Source organism: Streptomyces sp. DSM 15324, from assembly GCF_001514285.1.
Lineage (GTDB): Bacteria > Actinomycetota > Actinomycetes > Streptomycetales > Streptomycetaceae > Streptomyces.
Genome location: NZ_KQ949029.1, coordinates 44,334 through 68,548, shown reverse-complemented (window position 1 = coordinate 68,548; position 24,215 = coordinate 44,334). Strand labels below are relative to the sequence as shown.

General features: G+C 71.0%; 23 protein-coding genes. 7 read left to right on the top strand and 16 right to left on the bottom strand.

Features of this window, described 5'->3' with window-relative positions:
- The first annotated feature begins 2,158 nt into the window (after positions 1-2,158).
- Positions 2,159-2,719 (top strand): hypothetical protein, encoded by a 561-nt coding sequence (locus AQJ58_RS44595; RefSeq protein ID WP_234360225.1) that lies wholly within the window; start codon positions 2,159-2,161, stop codon positions 2,717-2,719.
- Between the two features lie 366 nt (positions 2,720-3,085).
- On the opposite strand, the gene AQJ58_RS43890 is transcribed toward AQJ58_RS44595, so the two are convergent.
- From AQJ58_RS43890 to AQJ58_RS22345, 4 genes are all read right to left on the bottom strand, one after another.
- On the bottom strand, positions 3,086-3,244 hold the full coding sequence (locus AQJ58_RS43890; protein ID WP_199844651.1) for a DUF6760 family protein: 159 nt from the start codon (positions 3,242-3,244) through the stop codon (positions 3,086-3,088).
- Entirely contained in the window at positions 3,241-3,768 is a 528-nt protein-coding gene (locus AQJ58_RS22355) for a hypothetical protein (RefSeq protein ID WP_067252756.1), read from the bottom strand. The genes AQJ58_RS43890 and AQJ58_RS22355 overlap by 4 nt, the downstream gene beginning before the upstream one ends.
- Positions 3,768-4,211, bottom strand: coding sequence for a phage tail protein (locus tag AQJ58_RS22350; RefSeq protein WP_067228587.1), 444 nt, complete (start codon positions 4,209-4,211; stop codon positions 3,768-3,770). Before AQJ58_RS22350 ends, AQJ58_RS22355 begins: the two co-directional genes overlap by 1 nt.
- 67 nt (positions 4,212-4,278) lie before the next feature.
- On the bottom strand, positions 4,279-5,856 hold the full coding sequence (locus tag AQJ58_RS22345; RefSeq protein ID WP_067252754.1) for a phage tail sheath family protein: 1,578 nt from the start codon (positions 5,854-5,856) through the stop codon (positions 4,279-4,281).
- 249 nt (positions 5,857-6,105) lie between these two features.
- On the opposite strand from AQJ58_RS22345, the gene AQJ58_RS22340 reads away from it, so the two are divergent.
- Positions 6,106-7,620, top strand: coding sequence for an RICIN domain-containing protein (locus tag AQJ58_RS22340; RefSeq protein ID WP_079079110.1), 1,515 nt, complete (start codon positions 6,106-6,108; stop codon positions 7,618-7,620).
- A 12-nt stretch (positions 7,621-7,632) separates the two neighbouring features.
- On the opposite strand, the gene AQJ58_RS22335 is transcribed toward AQJ58_RS22340, so the two are convergent.
- From AQJ58_RS22335 to AQJ58_RS22310, 6 genes are all read right to left on the bottom strand, one after another.
- Entirely contained in the window at positions 7,633-9,678 is a 2,046-nt protein-coding gene (locus tag AQJ58_RS22335) for an ATP-binding protein (protein ID WP_067252751.1), read from the bottom strand.
- Complete coding sequence (locus tag AQJ58_RS22330; protein ID WP_067252749.1) at positions 9,675-10,400, bottom strand: Pvc16 family protein; 726 nt, start codon at positions 10,398-10,400, stop codon at positions 9,675-9,677. The genes AQJ58_RS22335 and AQJ58_RS22330 overlap by 4 nt, the downstream gene beginning before the upstream one ends.
- Positions 10,401-10,569: 169 nt before the next feature.
- Complete coding sequence (locus AQJ58_RS22325) at positions 10,570-11,244, bottom strand: helix-turn-helix transcriptional regulator (protein ID WP_107122132.1); 675 nt, start codon at positions 11,242-11,244, stop codon at positions 10,570-10,572.
- Between the two features lie 407 nt (positions 11,245-11,651).
- Positions 11,652-12,890 carry an ABC transporter permease gene (locus AQJ58_RS22320; protein WP_067252745.1) on the bottom strand — a complete coding sequence of 413 codons (1,239 nt, stop codon included), beginning with the start codon at positions 12,888-12,890 and terminating at the stop codon, positions 11,652-11,654.
- A complete protein-coding gene (locus AQJ58_RS22315; RefSeq protein WP_067253375.1) occupies positions 12,887-13,585 on the bottom strand; it encodes an ABC transporter ATP-binding protein in 699 nt (232 codons plus the stop codon). The genes AQJ58_RS22320 and AQJ58_RS22315 overlap by 4 nt, the downstream gene beginning before the upstream one ends.
- A gap of 41 nt (positions 13,586-13,626) precedes the next feature.
- Complete coding sequence (locus AQJ58_RS22310; protein WP_067252743.1) at positions 13,627-14,196, bottom strand: efflux RND transporter periplasmic adaptor subunit; 570 nt, start codon at positions 14,194-14,196, stop codon at positions 13,627-13,629.
- 147 nt (positions 14,197-14,343) lie between these two features.
- Here AQJ58_RS22310 and AQJ58_RS22305 point away from each other — a divergent pair, with 147 nt between their 5' ends.
- Together AQJ58_RS22305 and AQJ58_RS22300 are read left to right on the top strand one after the other, a co-directional pair.
- Positions 14,344-15,096 (top strand): response regulator transcription factor, encoded by a 753-nt coding sequence (locus tag AQJ58_RS22305; protein ID WP_067252741.1) that lies wholly within the window; start codon positions 14,344-14,346, stop codon positions 15,094-15,096.
- Positions 15,093-16,892 (top strand): sensor histidine kinase, encoded by a 1,800-nt coding sequence (locus AQJ58_RS22300; protein WP_067252740.1) that lies wholly within the window; start codon positions 15,093-15,095, stop codon positions 16,890-16,892. Before AQJ58_RS22305 ends, AQJ58_RS22300 begins: the two co-directional genes overlap by 4 nt.
- 17 nt (positions 16,893-16,909) lie before the next feature.
- Here the strand turns inward: AQJ58_RS22300 and AQJ58_RS22295 are convergent, their stop codons facing one another.
- The 3 genes from AQJ58_RS22295 to AQJ58_RS22285 form a co-directional block, all read right to left on the bottom strand.
- A complete protein-coding gene (locus AQJ58_RS22295) occupies positions 16,910-17,521 on the bottom strand; it encodes a hypothetical protein (RefSeq protein ID WP_159056291.1) in 612 nt (203 codons plus the stop codon).
- A gap of 328 nt (positions 17,522-17,849) precedes the next feature.
- Positions 17,850-19,934 (bottom strand): eCIS core domain-containing protein, encoded by a 2,085-nt coding sequence (locus tag AQJ58_RS22290; RefSeq protein WP_067252736.1) that lies wholly within the window; start codon positions 19,932-19,934, stop codon positions 17,850-17,852.
- 176 nt (positions 19,935-20,110) lie between these two features.
- Positions 20,111-20,563, bottom strand: a complete 453-nt coding sequence (locus tag AQJ58_RS22285) for a DUF5707 domain-containing protein (RefSeq protein ID WP_199844650.1) — start codon at positions 20,561-20,563, stop codon at positions 20,111-20,113.
- 379 nt (positions 20,564-20,942) lie between these two features.
- Here AQJ58_RS22285 and AQJ58_RS22280 point away from each other — a divergent pair, with 379 nt between their 5' ends.
- On the top strand, positions 20,943-21,944 hold the full coding sequence (locus AQJ58_RS22280) for a peptidoglycan DD-metalloendopeptidase family protein (protein ID WP_079079108.1): 1,002 nt from the start codon (positions 20,943-20,945) through the stop codon (positions 21,942-21,944).
- Here AQJ58_RS22280 and AQJ58_RS45680 read toward each other — a convergent pair.
- Positions 21,847-22,350, bottom strand: coding sequence for an ATP-binding protein (locus AQJ58_RS45680; protein WP_324613801.1), 504 nt, complete (start codon positions 22,348-22,350; stop codon positions 21,847-21,849). The genes AQJ58_RS22280 and AQJ58_RS45680 overlap by 98 nt on opposite strands.
- A gap of 70 nt (positions 22,351-22,420) precedes the next feature.
- Here AQJ58_RS45680 and AQJ58_RS22275 point away from each other — a divergent pair, with 70 nt between their 5' ends.
- Positions 22,421-23,092 carry an RNA polymerase sigma factor gene (locus tag AQJ58_RS22275; protein ID WP_067252734.1) on the top strand — a complete coding sequence of 224 codons (672 nt, stop codon included), beginning with the start codon at positions 22,421-22,423 and terminating at the stop codon, positions 23,090-23,092.
- Positions 23,089-23,319, top strand: coding sequence for an anti-sigma factor family protein (locus AQJ58_RS22270; protein ID WP_067252732.1), 231 nt, complete (start codon positions 23,089-23,091; stop codon positions 23,317-23,319). The genes AQJ58_RS22275 and AQJ58_RS22270 overlap by 4 nt, the downstream gene beginning before the upstream one ends.
- Here the strand turns inward: AQJ58_RS22270 and AQJ58_RS45675 are convergent.
- Positions 23,288-23,551, bottom strand: a complete 264-nt coding sequence (locus AQJ58_RS45675; RefSeq protein WP_324613815.1) for a DM13 domain-containing protein — start codon at positions 23,549-23,551, stop codon at positions 23,288-23,290. The two genes, AQJ58_RS22270 and AQJ58_RS45675, sit on opposite strands and share 32 nt — an antisense overlap.
- Before the next feature lie 115 nt (positions 23,552-23,666).
- A complete protein-coding gene (locus AQJ58_RS45670; RefSeq protein ID WP_324613816.1) occupies positions 23,667-23,879 on the bottom strand; it encodes a hypothetical protein in 213 nt (70 codons plus the stop codon).
- Positions 23,880-24,215: the final 336 nt, after the last annotated feature.

Below are 24,215 nucleotides of genomic sequence, written 5' to 3'. Positions count from 1 at the left end.
GGCGGACGGCTGGGGATCGCCGGACGCGGTCAGGGCCGGGTGGTTCGGGGGAGCGGGTTCGGTCCCGGGCTGCCGGCGTTCCCCGCCGCTGGGGAGCCGGGCGGGGTGGTGGTCGGTGCGGGGGGTCACCGAAGACGTGCCAGCGGTCAACCGCTGCACGGGGAGGGCGGGGGCGGAGGACACCGTGCCCGGCGGGACGGCGGGGGAAGGGGAATCGGTGATCGGGGCGAGGGCGCGCCGGACTGCTGGATTCGCGTCGGGCGGAGCAGGCAGCGCGGGACCTTTACGTGAAGGGACGGCAGGGGCGGGAGAGCCGATGACCGGGACGGGGGTGCGCTGGACTGCTGGATGCGCGCCCGTGCGTGGCAGAGGTGCGGCTGCCCCGCCCTGTCGGCGGGGCGGGAGGGCAAGGGCAGCAGCGTCGGCGCCTGGCGCGAGGGCGCGCTGCAGCGTCGGACCGGGAACGGTGCGGCGCAGTGGTACGACTGCCCCGGCCTGTCGGTGGAGTGGGGCAAGGTGGGCCGGTGCGGGCGGGACGGCGGAGGTCAGCGCTCGTTCGGGAGTGAGCGCACGCACGGGCGGAGGCACGGGCTGGGGGCGGCCCGTGCCTCCACCGGTCATCCTCGTCCGGCGGTCTGGACCGTGTTCGGACACGACGAGGGCGCCTGGAGCGGCAGCACGTTGAACGGCGTGTCCGGGCCTGTGCGGCCGTGTGGGTGGCGTGGGTGCGGGGAGGGGTGTTCCGGTGCGGTGAGCCTTCTGGGGGGCGTCCGATCCCGGGGGCACCGATCCACTCACCGCGCGTGGGACGGTGCCGGCTTCGGGCGGCGTCGGCCGGTGGGATGTCCCGGCCTCGACGCTGCTGTGCTCGGTGAGGGCGACGGCACTGTTGACCGATACGCCTGTCTGCCCGCCCGGCGCTGGGCGCATCGGTGCTGCGGCCCCGTCCGGGGCCGGCCGGGAGAAACCTGTGCCGCCGGAGGTGCTTCGCTGAACCGGTGCCGTACCGACGGCCGGAGCCCTGTGCGACTGCGGACCTGGACCCGTGGCCGGCGCGGGCGCGGGCGCGGGCATGGGCGCGGGTGTCGGGGCGGAGGCGGCAGGCGGCGGGAGACGACCGGGTGCTGTCTGTGTCGCGCCGTCGACTGCGGTCCGCTGGACCGAGGGCTGCCCGGCGGGCGACGAAGAGCTCCGGGATGTGGAAGCGGTGCCGGGCCGACCGGACCAACCAGACGGGGACTCGGAAGGTGGGGGCGGGACCGGGATCGAGGCCGAGCCGGCGGCTGTCGGCGCGCCGAGCCCCGCGCGCCGAATGTCGTCAACGGTGCGGCGCTGCACCGGAGCGACGTCACCGGCTGGTGACGTGGTGCGGGACACTTCCGCGCCCTGGGCCGGTCCGCCGGACACCGGTATGCCGAGGCCCGTGCGCCATACGCCATGGGTCGGCGCCGTGGGCGGTTCGGCCTGGCTCCTCGTGGTCACGGGCACACTGCGCCGGATTGGGCCCGCCGTACCGGAGGACGGGGATGCCACGGCAGTCGCCTCGCCGACGGGCCGGGAATTCGACCGCTCCCCAGGCACGGGCACGGACGGGGCCGGGCCGCTGGACGTCGGTGTGCCGAGCCCGGCGCGTCGCGCGCCGCCGCTGGGACCGGCGCCTGCGGGGGCCTGCCGACCGGTCGGCGAGGTGTGGTGTGACGCGGCCGCGGCCGCCGAGGCGGAGCTGGTGCCTGTGCCTGCCGAAGAACCGGGCCTTGTCCAGCAAGCCCGGTCGCCAGCGCTGCGCTGGACCGGGGCCGGCGCACCCGCTGTCGGTTCCTTCCCGGGCGTGGTCGCGCGGTCCACACGGGCAGCCGGAGTCGGAGCCGGACCGAGGTGCGAGGCCGCCGAGTCGACCGGGGTAGTCCCCGTCCGACCTGCCGCGCTCCGCTGAACCGGCGCAACCGCACCGGCGGACGGCGCCCTTCCTGACGCGGCATCGGAGGAGGACACGCCGGCGACGGGAACCGCGCCCGAGCCAGTGGACGACTCCCGCGTGGGGCCCACGGCGGGCGTACGCCGCTGGACGGGGTCCGGCTCACTGCCGGCCGTCAGGGCCTGGGGCGAGCCCGTGGCGGCCGTCCGTCCCACGCCCGCGGCAGGCGTACGCTCGGGCGCCGTGCTCCGCTGGACGGAGGCCGACGCACCCTCGGCCATCGGGGCCCGGAACGGGGCTGCGGAGGCACCCCCGGACGCCGGGGAAGGCGTACGCCCCGCTACCGCGCTGGGCTGGACCGAGGCCGAACCTCCAGGCGAGGCCGCGTCAGGGATCGGAGTGCGCAGCGGGTTGCCCAAGGACCCCTGGGCGGGGGCGGAGGCACTGTGCTGGACGGCGGCCGACGGTGTGCCCGAGGAGCGGGACGCACCCGCCGCAGGGGCCGGAGCCGGGGCCGGGGCCGGGGCGGGGCCGTCCGAGGGCTCCCGGTCGGGGCCAAAGGGCGTAGCGGCCGAGGGCGCCGGTGCACCCTGGCTGCCGGCAGCCCACGCCGCCCGCCGGGCCACCGGGAGTGCACGGCGCTGCACCGGGGGCGCCTGCCGGGACCTGGTCAGTGTGGTCGGCGGGGCGGCCGAGGGCTTTGCCGGGGTCACCGCGACGCCGGTCGGGCGGGACACCGGAACCGCAAGGGCCGCCTGTTGGAGCGGTGTGGTGCCGGAGGAGAGAGCGGGCGTCTCGCCGTAGGGCACCACGGGCAGGGTGAGAGCGGGCAGTTCCAGCCCGGAGCCGGGTGCCGCCGACGCGGTCAGCGCGTTCCTGACCAGGCCGCCCGGTGCCTCGGCGAGCACGGCGTGGGACATTTCACCGCGGAACGACGGGTTGCGCCAGGTGGTCAGCCGACCGCCGAACCCCGCGTCCGCGACCGGTCCGGCCGTGTCGGTGATCGCCCGCTGAATGGGGTCCAGCGTGGGCCATCCGGCCGGCCGGGGCATCCCGGGAGCGGGCCGAACCGCTGCGGTGTCCGGTTCCGCCGCGCCCGTCGACCGCTCCCTGCCCTTTGCCGGTTCACCTGTCAGGGCGTTCCTCAGCCTGTCGAGAAGTCCCACGCCGTCACCCCTGCGCCGAGGCACGGGCGACGAACCCGGCGATCTGCTCGGTGTACCGGCGGCGGTCACGGTGTTCGAGGTCCAGGATGTCCTCCAGGTTCCAGTGGAAGTGGTAGGCGATGTACGCGATCTCCTCGTGCAGCCGGTCGGTCGCGTACGTCACGATTCCCCCAGGCGGCTCCCGCCGAGTTCGACCTCGAACGGCTGCTCGCAGTGCGGGCAGGTGACACCCGCCCGGGTGTGGCCCTCGGCGTTGATCTGCCGGTAGAAGTCCTGGAGGAACGCGAGGTCGGAGGCGAACATGTTCTCCACCACCCCGTCGTGCACCACCGCCAGCGTGCCCAGCCGGGTGACCACCCGGCCGAGCAGTACCACCGACAGATAGGCCGGGTTCTCCTGCACCCGCAGGTCCCGCAGCGGGATCAGCTCGTCCCGCGCGGTCGCGAGCCGCATGGTTCCCTCCCGGTGCACGACTCCGGCCTCGTCGACGAATCCGCGGGGCAGCTCGAAGGCGAACTCCGTGAGCAGCCGCTGTGGCGCCGGGGCGGCGGCCAAAACGCCGGTCTGCCGCCCCGGCACCGTCGCCGCCACGGCCTCCGCCGGTACGGCTCCGGCGGCCGGGACCGCATCCGTGGCCGGGTCCTGCTCGGCGATCGTCGCCCCCGCCCCGCGTGCCGAACGACGCATTACTCGATGACCAGTTCTTCGAACGTGATGGTCACGGTCTCGGTGAGCGCGGCGGCCTCACCGGCCTTCACCGTGCTGGTGTCGACCTTGCTGCACCAGGCGTTGCGCATGTTGTAGCGCTTGACGGGGTTGTCCTGGTAGTCCATCACCAGGATGGTGGCGTTCTTGCGGGCGCTGCCCATGTTCCCGGCGACCGACTCGCTGATCCACTGGTTGAAGGCGGCCGACTGTGTCATACCGCGGACTACGGTGCACGTGCCTGCCTTCTTCACGCCCGGCAGCTTCTTCGTCACCGCCCTGCCCTGCGAGGAGACCTGCTGGTACTCGATGACGTCCTGTTCGAGGCTGAGGCCACTGACCTCCGCGAGGTACTCCACCATCACGCCGTCGATCTGGAGGCCGAAATTGTGTGAGGTGAGGGCGTCACCCGGCTGCAGACTCATCTGCTCTGTCCTTCCGAGGGGTACTTGCTACGTGCGGTGCGGGGAGGATGGGGCGGGTGGTCATCCGCTACTCCTCCAGCTCCCCGCTGCCGCTGGAGAACTGGGCCAGGCGGAAGATCACGAACTCGGCCGGCTTGACCGGTGCGATGCCGATCTCGCAGACGACCCGGCCGAGATCGACCGACTCCGGCGGGTTGGTCTCCACGTCGCACTTGACGTAGTAGGCCTCTTCGGCCCGGGAGCCGAAGAGGGCGCCGTTGCGCCACTCGTTGACGAGGAAGGCGGAGATGTTGCGCCGGATGCGGGCCCACAGGTGCTGGTCGTTGGGCTCGAACACCACCCACTGGGTGCCGATCAGGATCGACTCCTCCAGGTAGTTGAAGTAGCGGCGCACGTTCAGGTACCGCCAGGCCGGGTCGGAGGAGAGCGTGCGGGCGCCCCAGACCCGGATACCGCGTCCGGGGAAGGCGCGGACGCAGTTGACGCCGACGGGGTTGAGCAGGTCCTGTTCGCCGCGGGTGATCTGGATCTCCAGGTCCACCGCGCCGCGCACGATCTCGTTCGCGGGCGCCTTGTGCACGCCGCGCTCGGCGTCGTTGCGGGCCCAGATCCCGGCGATGTGGCCGCTCGGAGGCATCGTCCGGGACTGGCCGGTGGCCGGGTCGAACACCTTGATCCAGGGGTAGTACAGGGCCGCGTACTTGGAGTCGTAGCCGGCCGTTTCCTGGCGCCAGACGCGGATCTGACGGGCATTGAGGCCGGGCGGCGGGTCGATGACGGCGACGCGGTCGCCCATCAGCTCGCAGTGCGCGATCAGGCCGAGCTGCACGGCCTTGACCGCTTCCAGGTCGATCGCGCCGCGCTGGTAGGCGGCCATCAGGTCGGGAACCGCGACCATCGAGACCTCGTCCACCGCCTCCAGACCACCGAAGCCGGTGCGGTCGGCGGAGTCGCCGAGGTACTCGGCGGGGCCGGGGTGCGCGGTGTCCGTCTCGGGCGGGGCGAACGGCGCGGGCGCCGGGGCCGGCAGGGCCACCGTCTGGTTCTCGGGCCGGACCAACTGTGCGGCGGGCGCCGCCTCCTGCACGGTGATGAGCTTGGACTGCTCCTTCACCTGCGTGACGACGTAGTTGCGGCCACCCTTCTTGGCGGTCACGTCGAAGGTCTCGGCGAGCTTGCCGCCGTCCTTGACCATCAGCCTGAACCGCTCGGCGGGGCCGTCGCCCTCCGGGTCGGACACCTCGACGCTCAGCGAACCGGGAGCAACGGCCGTCACCGTGAAGGTGCCCAGCCGCTGCGGCTCGCCCGGCGGCAGCGCCGCCGGGGTTGAGGAGCCCTTCAATGCCGCGGCGGCGGCCGAGTCGCCGGACGCGCCTGCGGGGACGCCGCCGACCCGGACGACGTAAGCGGCCGAACCGCCGTTGTTGAAGAAGCCGTAGACACTGTGCGCCAGGTAGTACCCCTCGGTGAAGTCGCCGAAGGACGCGACGTACTGGGTCCAGTTGGTCACCAGCGTCGGCACGTTGAGCGGGCCGGTCGGCGCGAGACCCACGAAGGCCGCCACCGAGGTGCCCACCCCCTCGATGGGGCGGGAGCCGCTGGCGACCTCCTCCACGTAGACGCCTGGCGACAGGTAGGACGGCATACTCGGCTCTCCTCGGGGTTCGAGACAGGTCGTCCCTAAGCGTCGGTCGCGGGCCGGTCCCCGGGAACGTCCTCGGGTACCTGTTCGAGGGCAGAGGCGTTGCCCGCGCGGCTGCCCGCCGGGACCGAAGCCCCGCGGACCCGCGCGGTCCGGCCGGGGCCCCGGCTCCCCCCCCGGTGCCCGTAAGGGCAGCGAAGGCTGCCCCAGGGCCTCTGACCGGCGCTCGGTGCGTCCGCTTAGCGTCGCGGCGTGAGCCTATGGACTTCCCTGGAACCCGCCTCCGCAACCGTGGACCCGGGCGGCACCACCACCGTGCGGCTGCGGCTGCGCAACACCGGTGACGTCGTCGACGAGTACCGCTTCGAGGCGGTCGGCGACACCGCACCGTGGACCACCGTGGAACCGGCCACGCTCCGGCTCTATCCGGTGACCACCGGGACGGTGGAGCTGACGTTCGCGCCGCCGCGCACACCCGACGCGACAGCGGGCCCCCACCCGTACGCCGTACGCATCACGCCCACCGAGCATCCTGAGGCGGTCACCGTCCCCGAGGGCAACCTCACCATCACCCCGTTCAGCGAGGTCCGCGCCGAGCTGGTGCCGCCCACCGTCAAGGGCCGCCTCCGCGGACGGCCCAGGCTCGCCGTCGACAACCTCGGCAATACCACCGTGACGGCGTCCGTCAGCGGCGCCGACAACGGTGACGAACTGTCGTACGACATCGTTCCGGGCAACGTGCAGATCGAGCCGGGACGTGCCGCCTTCGTGCGGGCGACGCTCAAGCCGCGCCAGATCATCTGGTTCGGCTCGAAGCAGCGGCGCCCCTACACACTGACCGTGCAACGGTCGGGGACGACGCCGCTGGAGGTCGACGGCACCTACGTCCAGCGGGGGTTCCTGCCCGGCTGGCTCGCCACCTCCCTGGGCGTCGCCCTGGCACTGGCCATCACCTTCGTGATGCTCTGGATCGCGTACAAACCACAGGTCCGCACCGCGGCCGTGGAGCAGCTCCAGAAAGCCGGCGTCAGCACCCTGCCGCCGCCCGACGCCGAGGAGAGGGACGTGGCCGGCGAGCCTTCGCCGTCCGGCCCGGAGCCGACCGCCGAACCGCCGCTGGAGGAGGCTCCCGAAGGCTCTCCGCAGGGCAGCGGAGGCGGGGGCGGGAGAGACGACGGGGAAGGCGGGGGCGGCGGCAAGGAAGGCGGGGGCGGCGGCGCAGGCGGAGCCACCTCCCCGACGGCCGAGAAGGAGACCGGCCAGCGGACCGTGAACAATGTCCTGCTCAGACTCAGGTCGGTCAAGCGGTGCGTGGACGTCCCGGGCGCGGCCGAGCCTCAGCGGGGCGATCTGGTCACGATGAACACCTGCGACCCGGGCTCCGGGAGGAACGAACGCTGGAACGTCGAGGTGGTGAAAGCGAAGAGCGGTCCCGGTGACACCGCCCTCTTCCAGATACGCCAGGTCAAGGGCGGGCTCTGCATGGACCTCAACGGGTTGGGGGCCAAGCCCGCGGCCAGCGCGGTGTTCACGTACGGCTGCAATGGCACCACCGGGGACAACCAACTGTGGTGGCTCGACCAGCAGGACAAGGACACCTACTGGATCCGCAACTTCGCCAGCCACGGTGCCTGCCTGGACATGGCGGGCACCAGCGTCAGGGGCAATCCCGACAGGCTCGTCATCAGAGATTGCGTCGAGGGCGAGGCCCAGAGGTGGCAGATCGTCAACCCGACCGTCCCGAACTGGACGATCGTGCACCCCTGAGGTCCGCGTCCGCTACCAGCCGCCCTCGCCCGGCACCAGGCGGCCCGCCTTGCGGTACTCGCGGCGGGCCCCCTCCAGCAGGTCGGCCGTGGTGACCGGTTCGCCGCGGCCGACGGCGGCGTAGGCCGCGGTGACGACGGCGCTGCGGATCGACCCGCCGGACAGTTCGAAGTCGCGGGCGCACCCGCCCGGGTCGGCGTCCGCCGCACACGGCACCCCGGCCAGGCTGTGCCGCCACAGCGCCAGCCGCTGCCGCGCGTCGGGGAACGGGAAGTCGACCACCAGGTCCAGTCTCCGGGTGAACGCCTCGTCGATGTTGGCCCGCAGATTGGTGGTTAGCAGCGCGATACCGTCGAACGACTCCAGGCGTTGCAGCAGATAGGCGCTCTCCATGTTGGCGTAGCGGTCGTGCGAGTCCTTGACTTCGGAGCGTCGGCCGAAGACGGCGTCGGCCTCGTCGAACAGCAGGACGGCGTCGGTGCGGTCGGCCTCGGTGAAGATCCGCTCCAGGTTCTTCTCGGTCTCGCCCACGTACTTGTCCACGGTCGAGGAGAGCTGGACGACGTACAGGTCGAGGCCCAGTTCGGCGGCGACGACCTCGGCCGACAGCGTCTTTCCGGTGCCGGACTCGCCGGCGAAGAGCCCCAGCACGCCGCGGCCCCGCCCGCCGCCCGCGCTGAGCCGCCAGTCGCCGAGGACCCGGTCGCGGTGCCGGGCGCGCAGGGCCAGTTCACGCAGCTGGGCCAGCGGCTGGTCCGGCAGGACGAGGTCCGCCCAGCCGACGTCGGGCCTGATCCGGCGGGCGTGCCGCTCCAGACCGGACGCGGACCGCTGGCGGGCGGCGAGCCGCAGGTGGGCGGCGGTCATGGGGGTGCCGTCGAACGCGGCGAGTTCCCGTGCGGCTCGCGCGACCCGGGCGATCCCGTCGGCGCCGAGACGGTACGGCGCCACGGCCGCCGCCAGCTCGAACGCCGGTGGCCCGCCGAGCGCGGCCGACCACTCGGCCCCGGCCCCCGCCGAGCGGCGCGGCACCTCCAGAACCAGCGGGTCACGGTCGCACCACTGGGGATCGTAGGGCCGCTCACCGACGAACAGCACCGGGATGTCGGGGGTGGTCAACTCCCGGATCAGTGGGGCCGGATCGTCGGGGAGCCGGGACACGACGAGCGCGCAGCCGCGCAGCAGGGCCTCACGGAGCAGCTCCGGGAGCGGCACTCCGCCGGAGGCGCTGACGTGCAGCGCGTCGAGTCCCGCCGCGCCCAGCGCGGCCGCGGCGAGGGCCGGTCCGTCGCCCGGGCGGTGTTCGCGCAGGTAGGCGACGAGTGGAGCGGCGCTCAGGCGCGCGGCGAGTCGGTTCGTGAACTCCTCGTCGTAGGGGCCCGAGGGTTCTTCGAGCGGGCGCAGGTGCGCGGTGAGGGCGGCGTCCGGGGTGTCGTCGCCCAGGAGATGAGCCACGAGGCGGTCGGGGACACGCAGCGTCCGGCTGAGGAAGGGCCGTTCCGGTTCCTCGACCTCGACGAGTCCGAGCGCGCACAGCGGGGCCGACGGATGGAACCTGGCCCGCGCCCACGCCAGGTGCACGGGTGCCCCGCACACGTCGAGAGCGAGTCCGGTGGTGGCTCGGCGGCGGCTCACATCGTCGTTCAGGTATCCGTACAGCGCCTCGAAGACGCGGTCGACATCGGGCGCCAGGGCAATCAGGAGCAGGGCGGTGTCCAGTTCGGTGAGCGCGTGCCGCTCCACGAGCAGTGCCAGCCGGTCGCCGCCCGCCGGCGTGGCGGCGGGTGCCATCGGGTCCACAGGCTCCGCCACACCCCGGGTGTCGGCCGGCTCCGCGTCCGCGCGGCCCAGCAGATGCCGTACCGCGTCCTCGGTGAGGTACAGGCCACGCAGTGGGTCGTCCGCGGCGGGGTCGGTGGCGCTGCGCCGCTCCACCAGCAGGGCGGCCCGTTCACGGACCAGGTCCAGCCGGGCGAGCAGCGCGCGGGAGACGTCCGGTACGGGGTCGCAGGAATACGGCGGCGCGTCTTCGGAGAGCGCGGAGGTGTGCGGGGTCATTTGCGTACCGGGTCCGCATCCGGGTGGTCGGCCGCCGTCGCGGTCGACCCGTGTTCGCCCGGCAGACCACGTGCGGCCGCCCTGGCCGCCGCGGCCTGCGCCACCTGGCGCGGGCGGTGCCGCCGCTCCGGCGAGTTCTCCGCGCTGCCGTCGACCGCGCGTACCCGGAAGGCGGCGCCCTGCGTGGCCGGCGGCCCGACGTCGTACTCGGGGTAGGCCGGGAACGGCGCGGTCACCACCAGATCCAGGGACGGCTTGAGTTCACCGCCGAGCGCGGACCAGATCTCCGCCAGCGACCGTGCCTCGGTCTGGAGACCGGCGACCGTGAGGGGCATCGACAAACCCAACGCACCGAGCGCGCCCGGGAGTTCGTCGACCGCAATGAGCTCACGGGGGAGTAGCGTCGCCAACACTGCGGAAAGCAGTCGGTGTTCGTCCTTGGGCTGCTTCGTCCAGGCCGTGACGAGGTACGACAGCCGGAACCAGCGCGGCGGCTGGCGCCGTTTCAGCACGATGCCGCGGGCGTCCTCGACCGGGGCCGAGCCACGGTGCCGCCGTCGCACGTCCTCACGGATGTCGTACAAGTAGGCGTTGACCGCAGTGGTGTTGCGTCGGGCGGCCCAGTCGCGGGTCGGGGCCTCGAAGGAGACGTCGACGCCGGAACCGGCCAGCGCGCCCCCTTTGAGAAGCCCTTCGATGACTTCGTCCACCTCGTGGATCATCGTCGTCCCCCGTTCCTGGCTCAGGTACCGCCATGCCGCTTTGTCGAGTCCGCCGAACGGGCGTGTGCGTCCGATTCTCCGCGTCCGCGCACCAGGTGCCCAGGCACGGAAGGGACGGTGCCGGGGTGGAGCGGAGTGTCCGGGCGGCCGTGCGTCGCTGCCCTCGCGGTCAGATGAAACCCTCGCGCAGGGCGTACGCCACGGCATGTGCCCGGTTGCGCAGGTGGAGACGGGTGGTCAGCCCGTGCAGCACGTTCTTGACGGTACGTTCGGAGTACGCGAGCTTGGCGGCGATCTCCGTCGTGTCCAGTCCATCGGCGACCAGCCGCAGAACGTCCGCCTCGCGTGCCGTCAGCCCCGTCACGGGGGCGCCGGTGTTTCCCGCGGCGCAGCGCTGGAGCGTTCCCACCTGACTCATCAGCCGGCCGAGCAGATCGGCGGGCAGGTCGCCGTCGCCGCGCGATGCGGCGATGACGGCCTGTAACAGCCGCTGCGCGGTCGCCTCGTGACGCCAGACGACGGCTCCGACACCGCACTCGATGACCGCGAGGAGTTCACTCTCCCGAAGTGCGCTCACCACGAGGACGGTGTGGGCGCCCTCTGCGCGCACGAGTCGGCGCAGCCGCGCGAAGGTCGTCTCGTCCGGTCTCTCCTCGATCAGCACTGCCACGGCCCCGGCCCCGGGCCGGGCCTCGTCACGAAGGTCGATCACCGGATGCTGCCGCAGCTGACTGACCGCCCCCGCCGCGGAGATGGGGTCCCGCGCGTGGACCACGACGCCGATCCGGTACCCGGAACCCCCCGGTTCCTTGCCCGTGGTCCCGGCCGAACCGGTACTCGAAATTCCCGATATACTGCTCACTTTGCCCCCATGCTTCTGTGTGGCCTGTCTTACAGAGTCATGACTGGCCGACGGCGTTACATTTCTGCTCCTGCCGCACACGGACCATCGTGGAGAACCACGAGGCGCGCGACGTGACCACGGCACGTCCACGACGGCAGGAGGCAAGCAAACTCGGCATCCGGCGACGCCCGGAACTGCGTGGTGACGCTCAACCGGTTGGTGGTGGACACCGGCATGGGAGCCGGGCTGCGGGCCGTTCGGTGACGGCAGCCGCGGGGGATACCCGCGCCGCGGGGCGGCCGTGGAGCGTTCGAACGGCCACGCGCGCGGTCCCAGCCGTGCTCGGTCATGTCCGGCCACCCCCCGGTGGCCCGTCTCAACTCGTCGAAGAGGGCCCGACGCGGGTCTCAGGCCGACGCGAGGGCCTCGTTGGGGGTGAGAAGGGATGCCTTGACGGAGGGGTAGACGCCCGCGATCACGCCGACCGCGACGGCCCCGCCGAAGCCTTCGGCCACCGAGGCGAGCGGGATGACCACGGGCCAGTCCTGGTAGGTGACGTAGCCGATGGTCACCAGGACGCCGAGCACGACGCCCGCCAGTCCGCCTGCCCCGGACAGGATGACCGATTCGGTCAGGAACTGGTTGCGGATCTGGCCGCGGCTGGCACCCAGGGCGCGTCGCAGGCCGATCTCCCGGCGGCGTTCGAGGACGGAGATGACCATGGTGTTGGCCACTCCGATGCCGCCGACGAGCAGGGCGACTCCGGCGAGGCCGAGAAACAGGGCGGAGAAGTTGGCCTGCGCGGCCCGTTTCGCGGCCAGGGCGTCGGAGGGGCGGCTGACCTGCGCCATGCCGGGGAGTTGGGGGTAGACCGTGGCGGGCAGGACGCTTCGGACTGCGTCGATCGCGTTCTCGCGAGCCTTGACGTAGATGACCGTGGGATGTCCGTCGAAGTGCAGCTCGGTGCGTGCGGCGTCCCAGCCGACCAGAACGGACCGGTCGATGTCCGGGGACAGCGGTGTCGTGGCGAGGATGCCGACGACGGTGAACCAGCGGTCGTTGACGAAGATTTGCGGATTCGGCTGCCCGGGGGTCAAGGGCTCGATGCCCAGGCGCGTTGCGGCGACCGAGCCGAGGACCGCGGTGGGGAACTTCTGGATGCCCGGCGTGAGGAACGAGCCGGAACCGACGGTGGCGTTGATGGCTGACAGCAGGTTGGACTTGCTCGCCAGGACGGTGAGGCCTGCGTAGTCGTCCGGATCGATCCGGTCGGAGCGATGAACGGTGGCATGCGTGTTGGCGACGGCACTGGCGATCGTGACCGGGCCGATGCGGGCGGCCATGTCCACCGACTCGGGCGGCAGCAGGACCGGCGGCTGCTGTCCGGGGACCGGCTGCACCCGGAGCATGTTGGTGCCGAGTGCGGTGAGTTGGTTCAGCAACGCCCGCTGGCTGGAGGCCGGAATGCCGGTGACTACGAGCATGGTGGCGATGCCGATGGAGATGCCGAGCGCCGACAGCGCGGCCCGCATCGTGCGCGTGCGGACACCGAGCAGTCCGAGGCCGAGGACGTCCAGCGGGTTCATCCGTACCGGGGAGCTGTTCAGTTCCGCGACAGTCGGTCGCGTCGTGACGTCGGTGGTCATGGCCGGCCGCCCTCGTGGGTGTCGGCGACGAGTCGGCCGTCGCGTATCTCCACCTGGCGGGGAAGTTGCATGGCGATGTCCTTGTCGTGGGTGATGACCGCGATGGTGGCGCCCTCATGGTTGAGTGCGGTCAGCAGGTCCAGTACGGCGTGGCCGTTGGCGGTGTCCAGTGCACCGGTCGGCTCGTCGGCGAGGATCAGGGCAGGGTTGTGCACCACTGCGCGGGCGAGGGCGACGCGCTGCTTCTCGCCTCCGGACAGATGGTTGGGCAGGTGATCGGCGCGGTGAGCCAGACCGACCCGGGCCAGCGCCTCCAGGGCGAGCGGACGGCGCCGGCGGCGCGGCACCCCGGCGTAGAGCAGGCCGGTGGCCACGTTCTCGGCGGCTGACAGTCCGTCGGTGAGGTGGAACTGCTGGAAGACGAAGCCGAGCCATCGGCCGCGCAGCGCGGACAGCCGCCGGTCGGAGTAGGCCGTGACGTCCTGGCCGCCGATCTCCACGGTGCCGCTGGTCGGCCGGTCCAGGGTGCCCATGATGTTGAGCAGTGTGGACTTGCCGGACCCGGACGGTCCCACGATGGCCAGCAGTTCGCCGCTCAGGACGGTCAGCGAGACGTCGTCGAGGGCCCTGACTCCGCCCGGATACAGCATGGTCGCGTCCCGGACCGCCAGTACGGGCCGGGGGCTGTGGGGCATGAGCGTGCCCTCTCCGACGGCGGCGTCGTCGACAGGGACGGTCATGACGTCGTCACCACTTCGGTGCCGGGGCTGATGTCCGCCCCGCTGATCTCCACCTGGCCCTTGGCGAACAGCCCCGTCCTCACCGGCACCAGCGGGCCGCCGGGGATCTGGACGGCGTAACCGCCCCCGCTCAGCGCCAGCAGCGCACCGACCGGTACCGCGAGGACCCCCTTGCGGGTGCGGGTGCTGAACTGCACCTGCACGGGCGCGGAGGTCAGGTGGCGCACCGCCTCGGTGTTGTCCAGCGCGACGCCGACGGCCACTCGTGTGGTCCCCGCGTCGCTTCCGCTGTCCCCGGCGTCCCCCGACTGCACCACCGTGCTGATGGCCGTGACGCTGCCGTGCACGGTCGAGTTGTCCGGCAGGGTGACGGTCACCCGGTCGCCCTGGTTGATCGAGCCGACCTCGGTCGCGTCGACGGGCACCGTCACGGACTTGCGCGTGCCGGTGACCGACATCAGGGCCGTGGTGGCCGGGTCACCCGCCTGTGCCTGCACCGAGGCGACCCGCACCGAGCTGTGGGTGACCGCTACGTCGCCCGGGCCCAGAACGCCGGTGGGGAGCATGCCGACGTGGGTCTGCCATGCCTTGATCGCGGCGACGAGGGCGCCGGTGAGGACCGCCTCTCCATCGTGGTCGAGCGATATGAAGCTCCTGTCAGGTTGCCATCAAGAGCGTGTTCGAGGTCCCGAGGGTGTCCTAGGGTCACCGGCGTGAGCGCACATATTCTGATAGCCGAGGACGACATCAGGCAGGCGACGGTCATTCGCCGCTATCTCGAGCACGACGGCCACACGACCGTCGTCGTGCACGACGGACGCGCGGCGATCGAGGAAGCTCGTCGGCGCCGCCCCGACCTGCTGGTCCTGGACGTGATGATGCCCGGGACGGACGGCCTGCAGGTCTGCCGCGTGCTACGCCGGGAGTCAGACCTCCCGGTCCTGATGCTCACGGCCCGCACCACCGAGGAGGACCTCCTCCTCGGTCTCGAACTGGGCGCCGACGACTACATGACCAAGCCGTACAGTGCCCGGGAGCTCATGGCGCGCATACGCACCCTCCTGCGCCGGGCCCGGCCCGCCGAGGTCCCGGAGCAGCCCGCGCATGATCGCGTCCTGCGGGTCGGCGCCCTCGTCGTGGATCCGGCGCGCCATGTCGTCGCCCTCGGCGGGCGGCGGGTGGAGCTGACCGCGGGCGAGTTCAAGGTGCTCGCGTTCATGGCGGCGGCGCCCGAGCGCGTCTTCACCCGTCGCCAACTGCTCACGCACACCCGGGGAACCGACACCTACGTCACGGAGCGCACGGTCGACGTGCACATCCTCAATCTGCGCAAGAAGCTCGAACCCGACCCGGCACGGCCCGTCCATCTGGTGACCGTCTTCGGCGTCGGATACAAGCTGACCGATGGCTCAGCAGGATCGGACCCATCCGAGGCCCCTGGTGACGAGCCGAAGGAATACCGGTGAGGCCTGACGCCGCCACGGCCGGTGTCCCGCTGCGCAAGAGCCTTCTGACCAGGCTGCTGGGCGCCTCGTTGCTCATCGCGGTCTGCGCGCTCTCGGCCACCGCCTGGCTCGCGGTGCAGACGACGGCCAGTACGATCCGCCAGCAGAGCGGGCAGGCACTGCGCGACGACCTCACCGTCTACAAGACGTTGATGGACTACGCCGCGACCCACCCGCGGTGGGACGGGGTCGACCGGACGGTTGCGGCCCTCGCCCGCCGGACGGATCGCCGCATCATCCTGCGCACCGTCCAGGACGCTGACGGCCGGACATTCGCCGACTCCTCACCCGGTGCGTCCTCGACGGCGTCCCAGGCGCTCGCGGTCATCGACCCGCTCCAGGCCGACCCGGCCCTGATCCCCGCCACCCCCGCGGACCGCATCTACCCCCAGGCGCTCGGACCGTTCCGGTTGCCGGCCGGGCAGCGCCAGGAACTCCTCGCCGCGGCGCAGAAGGCCCTGCGATGCCTGCGCGGGCTGCCCTTCACGGCCAGGCTGACCCATCTCCCCGGCGGTCACCCGAGGATCGAGATATCCGGAAGCAGCGACGACTGGAAAAAGGGCGCGATCACCTGCCCGCTGGCCGCCGTCAACGCCCCCACACCGGCCGAGGCCGAGGCGCTCGGCCGCCTCAACGCATCGATCAAGAACTGCCTGGACCGTCAGGGTCTGCCCGCGGTGAAACTCGGACTCGACCTCGCGCCCACGCGTCCCCTCCTGGCAGACAGCGCGTCCGGCACGGCCGCGCAGAACTGCGTCGACACCAGCCGACGCGAACAACTCGCCCCCTACGTCGCACCCGCGGCGCGGCTGTTCGTCAGTGAGTCGACCGGCTCGGCAGCGGTGTCCGGTTTCACCTTCTCCCGAGAAAACACCATGCGGATCGTGGGCGTCACCGCGCTGGTCCTGGCGCTGACCACGGCCGTGACGGTCGTGGTCGGCCTGCGTCTGGTGAGACCGCTGCGCGCGCTCACCGACGCGGCCCGGCAGCAGGGACGGGGGCACGCCCCCGTTCCCGTGACCACCGACGACGAGATCGGCCACCTCACGGTGGCCTTCAACGACCTGTCGGAGTACCGCGAACGCATGGAGGCGCAGCGCAAGGCGATGGTCAGTGACATCGCCCACGAACTGCGCACCCCGCTCACCACCATCCGCGGCTGGCTGGAGGCGACTCAGGACGGCATGCTGTCCGACGAGGATGACGTGACCGCCGCGCTGTTGGAGGAGACCCTGCTGCTCCAGCACATCATCGACGACCTCCAGGACCTGGCCGCTTCCGACGCCGGCACGCTCCAGTTGCACCAGGAGTACCTGGAGGCGAGCACGATCCTGCAGCACGTCGCCACCGTGCACGGCGGCCGGGCACAGGCAGCGGGAGTCGCCGTGGAGGTGTGTGCGGAAGGCGACGCCTGGTTGTTCGCGGACCCGCTGCGGCTGCGTCAGGTCGTGGGCAACCTGGTGTCCAATGCCGTCCGGCACACCCCTCCCGGCGGCAAGGTGACCCTGCGCTCCCGACGGACCGGAGGGACGGTCCTGATCGAGGTGGCCGACACGGGCAGCGGCATCGGCCCGGAGGACCTGCCGCGGGTGTTCGACCGCTTCTGGCGGGCCGAACAGTCACGCAGCCGCCGGACCGGCGGCAGCGGCCTGGGCCTGGCCATCGTGCGCCAGCTCGTCGAGGCCCACAAGGGTGAGGTCACCGTGACGAGCACCCTGGGCACCGGGACGGTCTTCGCGCTTCACCTGCCGACCTGACCCGTCGGGCGGCACCCTCAGCTGCCGCCGCCGAATGCCTTGGGGAGGCAGGCCCGTTCAGCCGGTTCGTAGGTGGGCAGGCCCATGTCGCTTCCGTGCACCAGCGCCCAGCCGGGACCGCCGTTGGGGGCCGCCTCGGTCTTGATGCCCTTGCTGTTCATGCACTGGATCATGACCCGCACGTCGTCGTTGTAGTGGGGGTTCTTGGCCGGATCGAGTTCCGGCGGGTCGAGCGGGAGCTTTGAATGACACGCCGTCCCCGCCGGGGTTTTCCCGTCCTTCTTCTTGTACTCCAGGAGCGCGTTCGGGCCGCCCTTCTCCTTCAGGCAAGCCTCCCAGGCAGCCATCATGCGGTTCCGGTCGTCCTGCGAGCTGTCCAGCCGTATCTGGGGACGGCCGGCGTCCGGGTCGGTGGTGGCCGTCGCCGACCCGCCGGCGGTTCCCGACGAGGGCAGCGAAGCGACATCGCCGCCACCGGCCTTGCCGCCGTCGTCCGTGCCGGCCGAGCCGCCGCACGCGGTCAGGACGGCGATCGCCGTCGCAGCGGCCGCGATGAGCAGGGCGCCCCGTGCCGCACGACGAGGCAGGCGAGGGGACCCGGGCAATGATCGAGAGGTGAGATTCTGCATGGCGCCCAGCCTGGCCGCACGATGTGAAGCTCTGGTCAGCCGGCTGTAAGCGCGCTGTCTGGTCTCGCCGCCGCCACAGTCTGCGCCACGGTCTGCGCCAGGGGCGCTTCCCCTTGCGCTTCCACTTCGTCCCTCCCCCGTCGAGGGTGGCCGGCAGGCTCCCCAGCCGCGCCGTCCGACGGCCGGCCTGCCCCTCGGTGACCCGGCATCGCTTGGGGAGTTCACGGGCCGTCAGAGCAGCGACGTCGGCATGCGCGGCCTCGACGGCTTCGGGATACGCCTTGCGCTGACCGGCACGGACAGGTACCGGGTCTTTCACCCGCAGATTTCAGAGCGGAGTGACCCGGCCGGCAGGCCTGTGGGCGATGTGACCGACATAGATTTCCTGGGCCATCTGGTCGGCATTCTCGACTTCGACCTCGCCGTCGAACGTATTGCCGCCCACGAACACTGCGTTGCCTCGGATGATGATCCTGTCCGCCGAGAAGGAGTTGTGCAAGTAGACGCCACCGGAGAGGGTGATGGTGCCACCGAGGATTCTGAATGTGTTGCCGATATACAGATCTTCGCGTGTGTAGTCGGGAAACCCGCCCTCAGTATGGTCGGCGCCTTGCTCGCCTCTACGGCCTCCTTGCCGCCGGCTCCACGCACTGAAGTTGTCAGCGTCGAAAACGTTCCCGATGAACATCGACGCGTCCCCTTCCACTGTGAAGTCGCCCTCGAAGTTCAAGACCGTTGGCCTCTGTGTTCGGAATTCTTCGTCCGGGATTGCTGGAGGGGATATGGCACCTTCACGGATGGAATCTTCGTCGCCGAACATGTCGAAGGTGCTTCCGGTGATTCGACTGCCGACGATGAAGTTTGCGTTGTACACACCCCCTCCACCTCTGTGTCTGAAATCCTCACCGCCCGTGTCGACGTCATTTCCTATGGTCAAAACCGATCTACGGTCAACCCTTTCGAAATCGCCGGCCGTGTCTCCGCCGTCGAATACGATGGACCCGTCGCCCGCGTTGAAAGTGTTTCCGTGGTACTGCATCCGACCATGAAAATTTTCCGTGGGGGAGTGAAATTCCCAGTTGGTTCCCCGGTCCCGGTCGGTGTCGCCGGAGCGGCGCTGGCTGATGTAGTTAGCGGCGAGCAGATTCCCTGTACCAAGGTTGTTCATGGTGCTCTGAGACAAATCCATGACATGCAGACCACCCGGGTGGCTCACCCTCCCTTGGTCAGGGATAACCCGGCCTCCCCGGACCCGAACAACCGCACCCTGGTGCAGGATTTCTGACCCTTGGGTGCCGATAGTCGAATCATAGTTCGAGAAGTTGTTGGTCGCCGGGGCGTTCCCGCCGCGTACCACCCTCCTTCTACTCCGAGAACCCGACCCCAGGTACTGGGTCACCGTCGATCGGTACTGGGTATACCCCTGGTTGAGGATCGCCGCCCCTTGGTTCAGGTAGTTGTTGCTCGCCGTTTCGGTCTCGCCGGTTATCACCCCCCCTAGGTACTGGATGACCGACCTGTCATACCGGACACCCCCTTGGTGCCCGATAGCCGACTCCTGGTTCAGGAAGTTGTTGCTCGTCGGCCCGGTCTCGTCGTGGGGAGAATGCGCCGGACTCGAGGGCCTGGAGACCCACACCCGGAACCCGCTGCCGCGTCCTTCGATCCGGCATTCCGACACGCTCGGGCGTTGTCTCCTCTCCCTTTGCGAGCCGCTCGACGGCATCCGCTGGACGGCGACGCCCTGGGCGGACGTGTGGTTCAACTCCGGGGCCACGGAACGCTGGACGCCTGCCGGCCTCTGCCCCAGCTTGGTGGCCGTGCTCTCCGCGTCGCGCTCCCAGGCGTCGGTGGGGTCGCTGATGCCCGAGGGAACAGCCCCCGCTCGCTGCTGGCGGACGTGCTGCAGTTCGTGGCGCATGGTGTGGTCGTCCATGTCGGCCGCGCTGCGGAAGACGATGTGGTGGGTCTTCGTGGTGTACGCCCTGGCGCCGACGGCCTCGGCCGAGCTGCGGTCGACGTGGACTCGGACGTCGCTGAAGTCCTCGCCGCCGTAGTCGCTCTCCATCCGGCGCCTGACGTCCGTCCGCAGCGGGCTGCCCGAGGCCCGCGTCACGGCATCCACCCGTTCCAGGGCGTCGCGCTGCACGCTCTGGTCGTCGACGCTGCGTTGCACGGTCGCGCCATGGCCGCAGTCGGCACTGTGCTGATGGCGCTCCCGATCCACCAGCCGGGCGACCGCGGCGTTGCCGATCGCCCGCTGGAGAGACAGCGCGGTGGCGGGCGACAGGCCGCCCGCGAGCCGGGCGGCGGCCTGCTGGGGGCCCGCGCTTTCCGGGGGCTGGACCACACGCTGGGGAAGCCCCCGGCCGCGATCGGGATCTGCGGCGTGTCGCTGCCGGTCGGCGTGCATGGCTGTCTCCTCTTGTGCGGACACCCAGGGATCAAACCCCTGATGCTGCTGGGGCGGCCGTTGCGGCGGCAAGGGCGAGGAGGGCAGCCTGGAGGGCAGACCGGACTGCCTGACGGTTCCCTGTTCCCCTGGGCCCCGCACGACAGCCCGGAACACCGCCTGACGCGCAGCGGTGTTCAGCCGACGGTGAAGGTCGCGGTCTTGTCGGCGAAGGCGGTGTCGCCGTTCTTCGCGGTGGCGAGGGTGGCGACGTGCCAGAGGCCGGTCCCGGACTCGGCGGCCTCGGCGGCGGTCACGGTGACCCTGTAGGTGCAGTGGGCGGTGTCCTCACCGGCGGGCTTGCACGTGGCCGACTCCGCGGCGGCCAGCTCTTTCTCGGTCAGCGGGGTCTTGGCGAAGGGGCCGTCGGCGGGCCAGGCCAGTACCTTGAGGCTCTTGACGCCGGAGGCTGCCTTGACGTCGGTGGTGAAGGTGAAGGAGCCCTTGCGGTCTCCCGCCGGGGCCGTGTAACGGGCGGTGCTGTGGTTCAGGGTGGGCGGCTGGTCGCCGGCGTAGCTCACGGCGAACGCTCCGGCGCCGCCCACGATGACGAGTGCGGCGGCCGAGCCCAGGATGATGCGTCGAGACATGTCAGTTCTCCTCGTGATGGTGTCGATGTGAGCGGCGCCTCTGGCTGCGCCGCTGCATCAATGATCACCGCGCGGGGCGGGCCGGCCGTGAGTACGCATACTCAACTACGGACGGGCACTTGAACCTCAGGCCTTGCCCCTTCGTGCACGTCTCCCTGCGTGGGCTCTCGTGATGAGCCGAGTCCCCACGGACATGGAGCCTGGGCCGCACCCACGCCCACACCACGTGTGAGCTCCGGAACTGCCCTTTGGGGCAGTGTTCTTGGCTTCGAGGACCTGTGGGGTCCCAGGGTTTCATCACTACGCTCGGAGCGTGACGGAAGGAACTGCCGAGCGACGTCCTCGGCGACGTGGGCCCGGTCCCTTCGCGCTCGTCATCATGCCGAGTCTGGTGGCGGTGGCCGGAGTGTCGACGTTTCTGGCGCTGCGGAGCGATCAGCTGTCGCCCGGGCCGTCCAGCGGGTCCAGTGGTACGGACATGGTGAGTGACAAGGTCAACGGCTCCTACGTCCCCTGGCTGCGCAGGGCGACCCGCGACTGTCCGGTTGTCACGCCCGCGGTCCTCGCCGCCCAGATCGATCAGCTCTCCGGGTGGAACGAGGACACTCCGAACGTGTCGACGCAGGGGATCGCACGCTTCACCGACGTCCAGTGGAAGAAGTGGGGCCGCGACGACGACGGCAGCGGACGTGCCTCGCCGCGCGATCCGGTGGACGCGATCATGGCACTGGGCCGGCAGGACTGCTCGCTCGTGCGCGAGATGACCGCCCTCAGGACCCGTGGCACCGTCAACGGGGACCTCGTCGACCTGACCCTCGCCGCTCACACCGTGGGTACGGACGCGGTGGCCCGAGCGGGCCGGGTTCCCGCCGCCGCCCGTGACGTCCTCGACGAGGTCGAGGCGCGGCGTGCGCAGTACGAGTCGCTCGTACGGCAGAACCCCGAAGCGACCGAGGGCCCGACCGCGTCGGCGCTCATGTCCCCTCCTCTTCGCACCCTCACCGTCACCTCGGCCTTCGGGACACGCGAACATCCGCTCACCGGAGTGACCAAGCTGCACACGGGAGTGGACTTCGGCGGGCCTCAAGGGGCGCTGGTGTCCGCCGCGCGCACCGGCCGGGTGGAGTTCGCCGGAATGACCCCGGCGTATGGAAATCGTGTGGTGATCCACCACGGAACCATCGGGGGCAAACGGCTGGAGACGACCTACAGCCACCTGTCCGTGGTCCTGGTGACCCCGGGGCAGTCGGTGTCGGTGGGCTCCTCGGTCGGCCGGGTCGGTTCTACCGGCCTGTCCACGGGACCCCACCTGCACTTCGAGGTTCTCCTGGACGGGCAGTACGTGGACCCGATGCCCTGGCTGCGGGCACCGACCGGGTAGAGGACCCGTGCCGCTGTCGGGGCAGCCGTACCGTGACCACGGTGCCGTGGGCGGGTGCGCTGGTGGCGGTCAGCGTGCCCGCGTGTGCCTCGGTGCGTTTGCGTGCGATCGCCAGGCCGAGGCCGAGGCCGAGGCCGCTGCCGCCGGTGCCGCTGTTGCGGGACCTGTCCGTGACGCCCGAGCCTTCGGCGGCGGTGCGGTGGACCGCGGCGACGTGGTCGAGGACGCCGCGCACATCGACCTCGATGATGTGCCGGAGCAGCAGGGTCTCCGTCCCGGCCCGCGCCACCGTTGCCGTCGGTGCCCTCGCCGGCGTCCACCCCTCGGTGAGAGCGTCCCGCCTGTCCCCGACCGAGGCGCTCGGTGCATCCGCAGGGCTGTCTCGTTCAAGCCGGGTGACGGGCATGACCGGTACGCATGGCCCTCTGGTCACCCCGTAGGCTGAGGCTCCCCGTTGACAGCCAGGAGGAGAGACGATGGCGGGCGTACTCGAACTGCCCCCGGACGAGGTTCTGGTACAGCGATTGCGTGAGGGTGACGAGCGGGCCTTCGCGCTGGTGCTGGACAGTTGGAGCGGTGGCATGCTGCGGGTCGCGATGGCGTTCGTGTCGACGAGGGAGTCCGCCGAGGAGGCCGTCCAGGACACCTGGCTGGCGGTCATCAAGGGTATCGGCGACTTCGAGGGACGCTCGAGTCTGAAGACGTGGGTCTACCGGATACTGGTGAACACCGCCAAGGCGCGCGGCACGAAGGAGAGCAGGACCGTCCCCTTCGGTGATCTTCTGGCGGAGGAGGAGGGCCCGACGGTGGATCCCGCACGGTTCCGCGGCCGTGGTGAGCCGTATGCCGGGCACTGGGCCGTGGGGCAGGAGCCGCGCCCCTGGCACTTTCCGGAGGGCCATGTGCTGCGGGGTGAGGTCCGCGGTGTGATCGAGAAGGCGATAGACGGGCTTCCGCCCCGCCTGCGCACCGTGATCACGTTGCGCGACGTCGAGGGGTACGGCTCCGAGGAGGTGTGCTCCCTGCTGGAGATTTCGCCCGGGAACCAGCGTGTACTGCTGCATCGGGCGAGAGCCTTGTTGCGCGGCAAGTTGGAGAGGTATCTGTCGGGAACCCATGAGGTCGCTGTCGGGAGGGGGCAAGCGTGAACTGCGACGAGTTCGTGGAGTTGGTGACTGATTTTCTGGACGGCGCCCTGTCCGAGGAGGACGAGCATCGCTTTGTGGGACACCTGGCCGAGTGCTCCAAGTGCGAGCTGTATCTGGACCAGTTCCGGCAGACGATCGCCACGACGGGCGAGCTGACCCCGGAAGCCATCTCCGACAAAGCCCGGGGCCTGTTGCTCACCGCGTTCCGGGACTGGCGACGGCCGTGAACCGGTCCTGACATCCGTCAGGCCGCCCGGTCCGGTTCGGACGAGCCGGGGACACGCTGAAGCGTTCGCACCAGATCGTCACCGTGGAGAACCTGCCGAGGCCGGCGCTCGCCGGGATCGCATGGTTCTGGTTGCCCGCGTTGCCCTTCAGCGAGCCCAGGTAGATGTGCTCACCGTCGTCGAGGTTGCCGCCGTCGCCCTGGACAGGCTGGTCGCTGAGCCATACGGGCAGCGCTGGGCCGCGGACGTGCGCAGGTCCGACAGACGCAGCGTCCGCGCCCCGTCCGCGGACTCCGCAACCGCCACCGAGCCGCTGGTCTCGTGCCCGTGCGAGACGAACGTACGGCTCAGCGGACGCTCCGCGGCGACGGCGGCCGGCGGTGCCTCGTCCACCGGACCGTGGTGAACGCCCGCCACGGCTGGAAGGGGTAGACGCCGACGGCCACGGCCACGACGGCCAGTGCGGTGATGATCCAGCGGGCGGGGCTGCGGCGCTTGCTGCGGCACAGGGGAGTTTCCGTCTCTGTTCGGTGGTCGCCGTGACCCGGCGTCGTGGTCACAGCGCCGTCAAAGACGGACGGGGCGCCGAACGTTACACACCCACCGAGGAATTCGCCCCCCGAGGCAGACGCGGAACCGACGCCGGATCGGCTTGTCACGTTCGGCGGTTTCGGACGACCTTCGCCGAGCGGTTCCGGGAGGCGGCCGGTGCGCCACCGCTGACCTACCTGGGACGGTGGCGCATGCTGTTCGCCCAGCGCGCGCTCCGGGACGGTGACGCCCGCGTCGCGGCGCTGGCCGAGGAGTCGGCGCGGTCGACGTCATCTGCGCCGGCCGACTCGAACCCGTCCTCGGCGCGGGCCGGAACGAGCACGAGAAGTCATCGTCTGACGCGA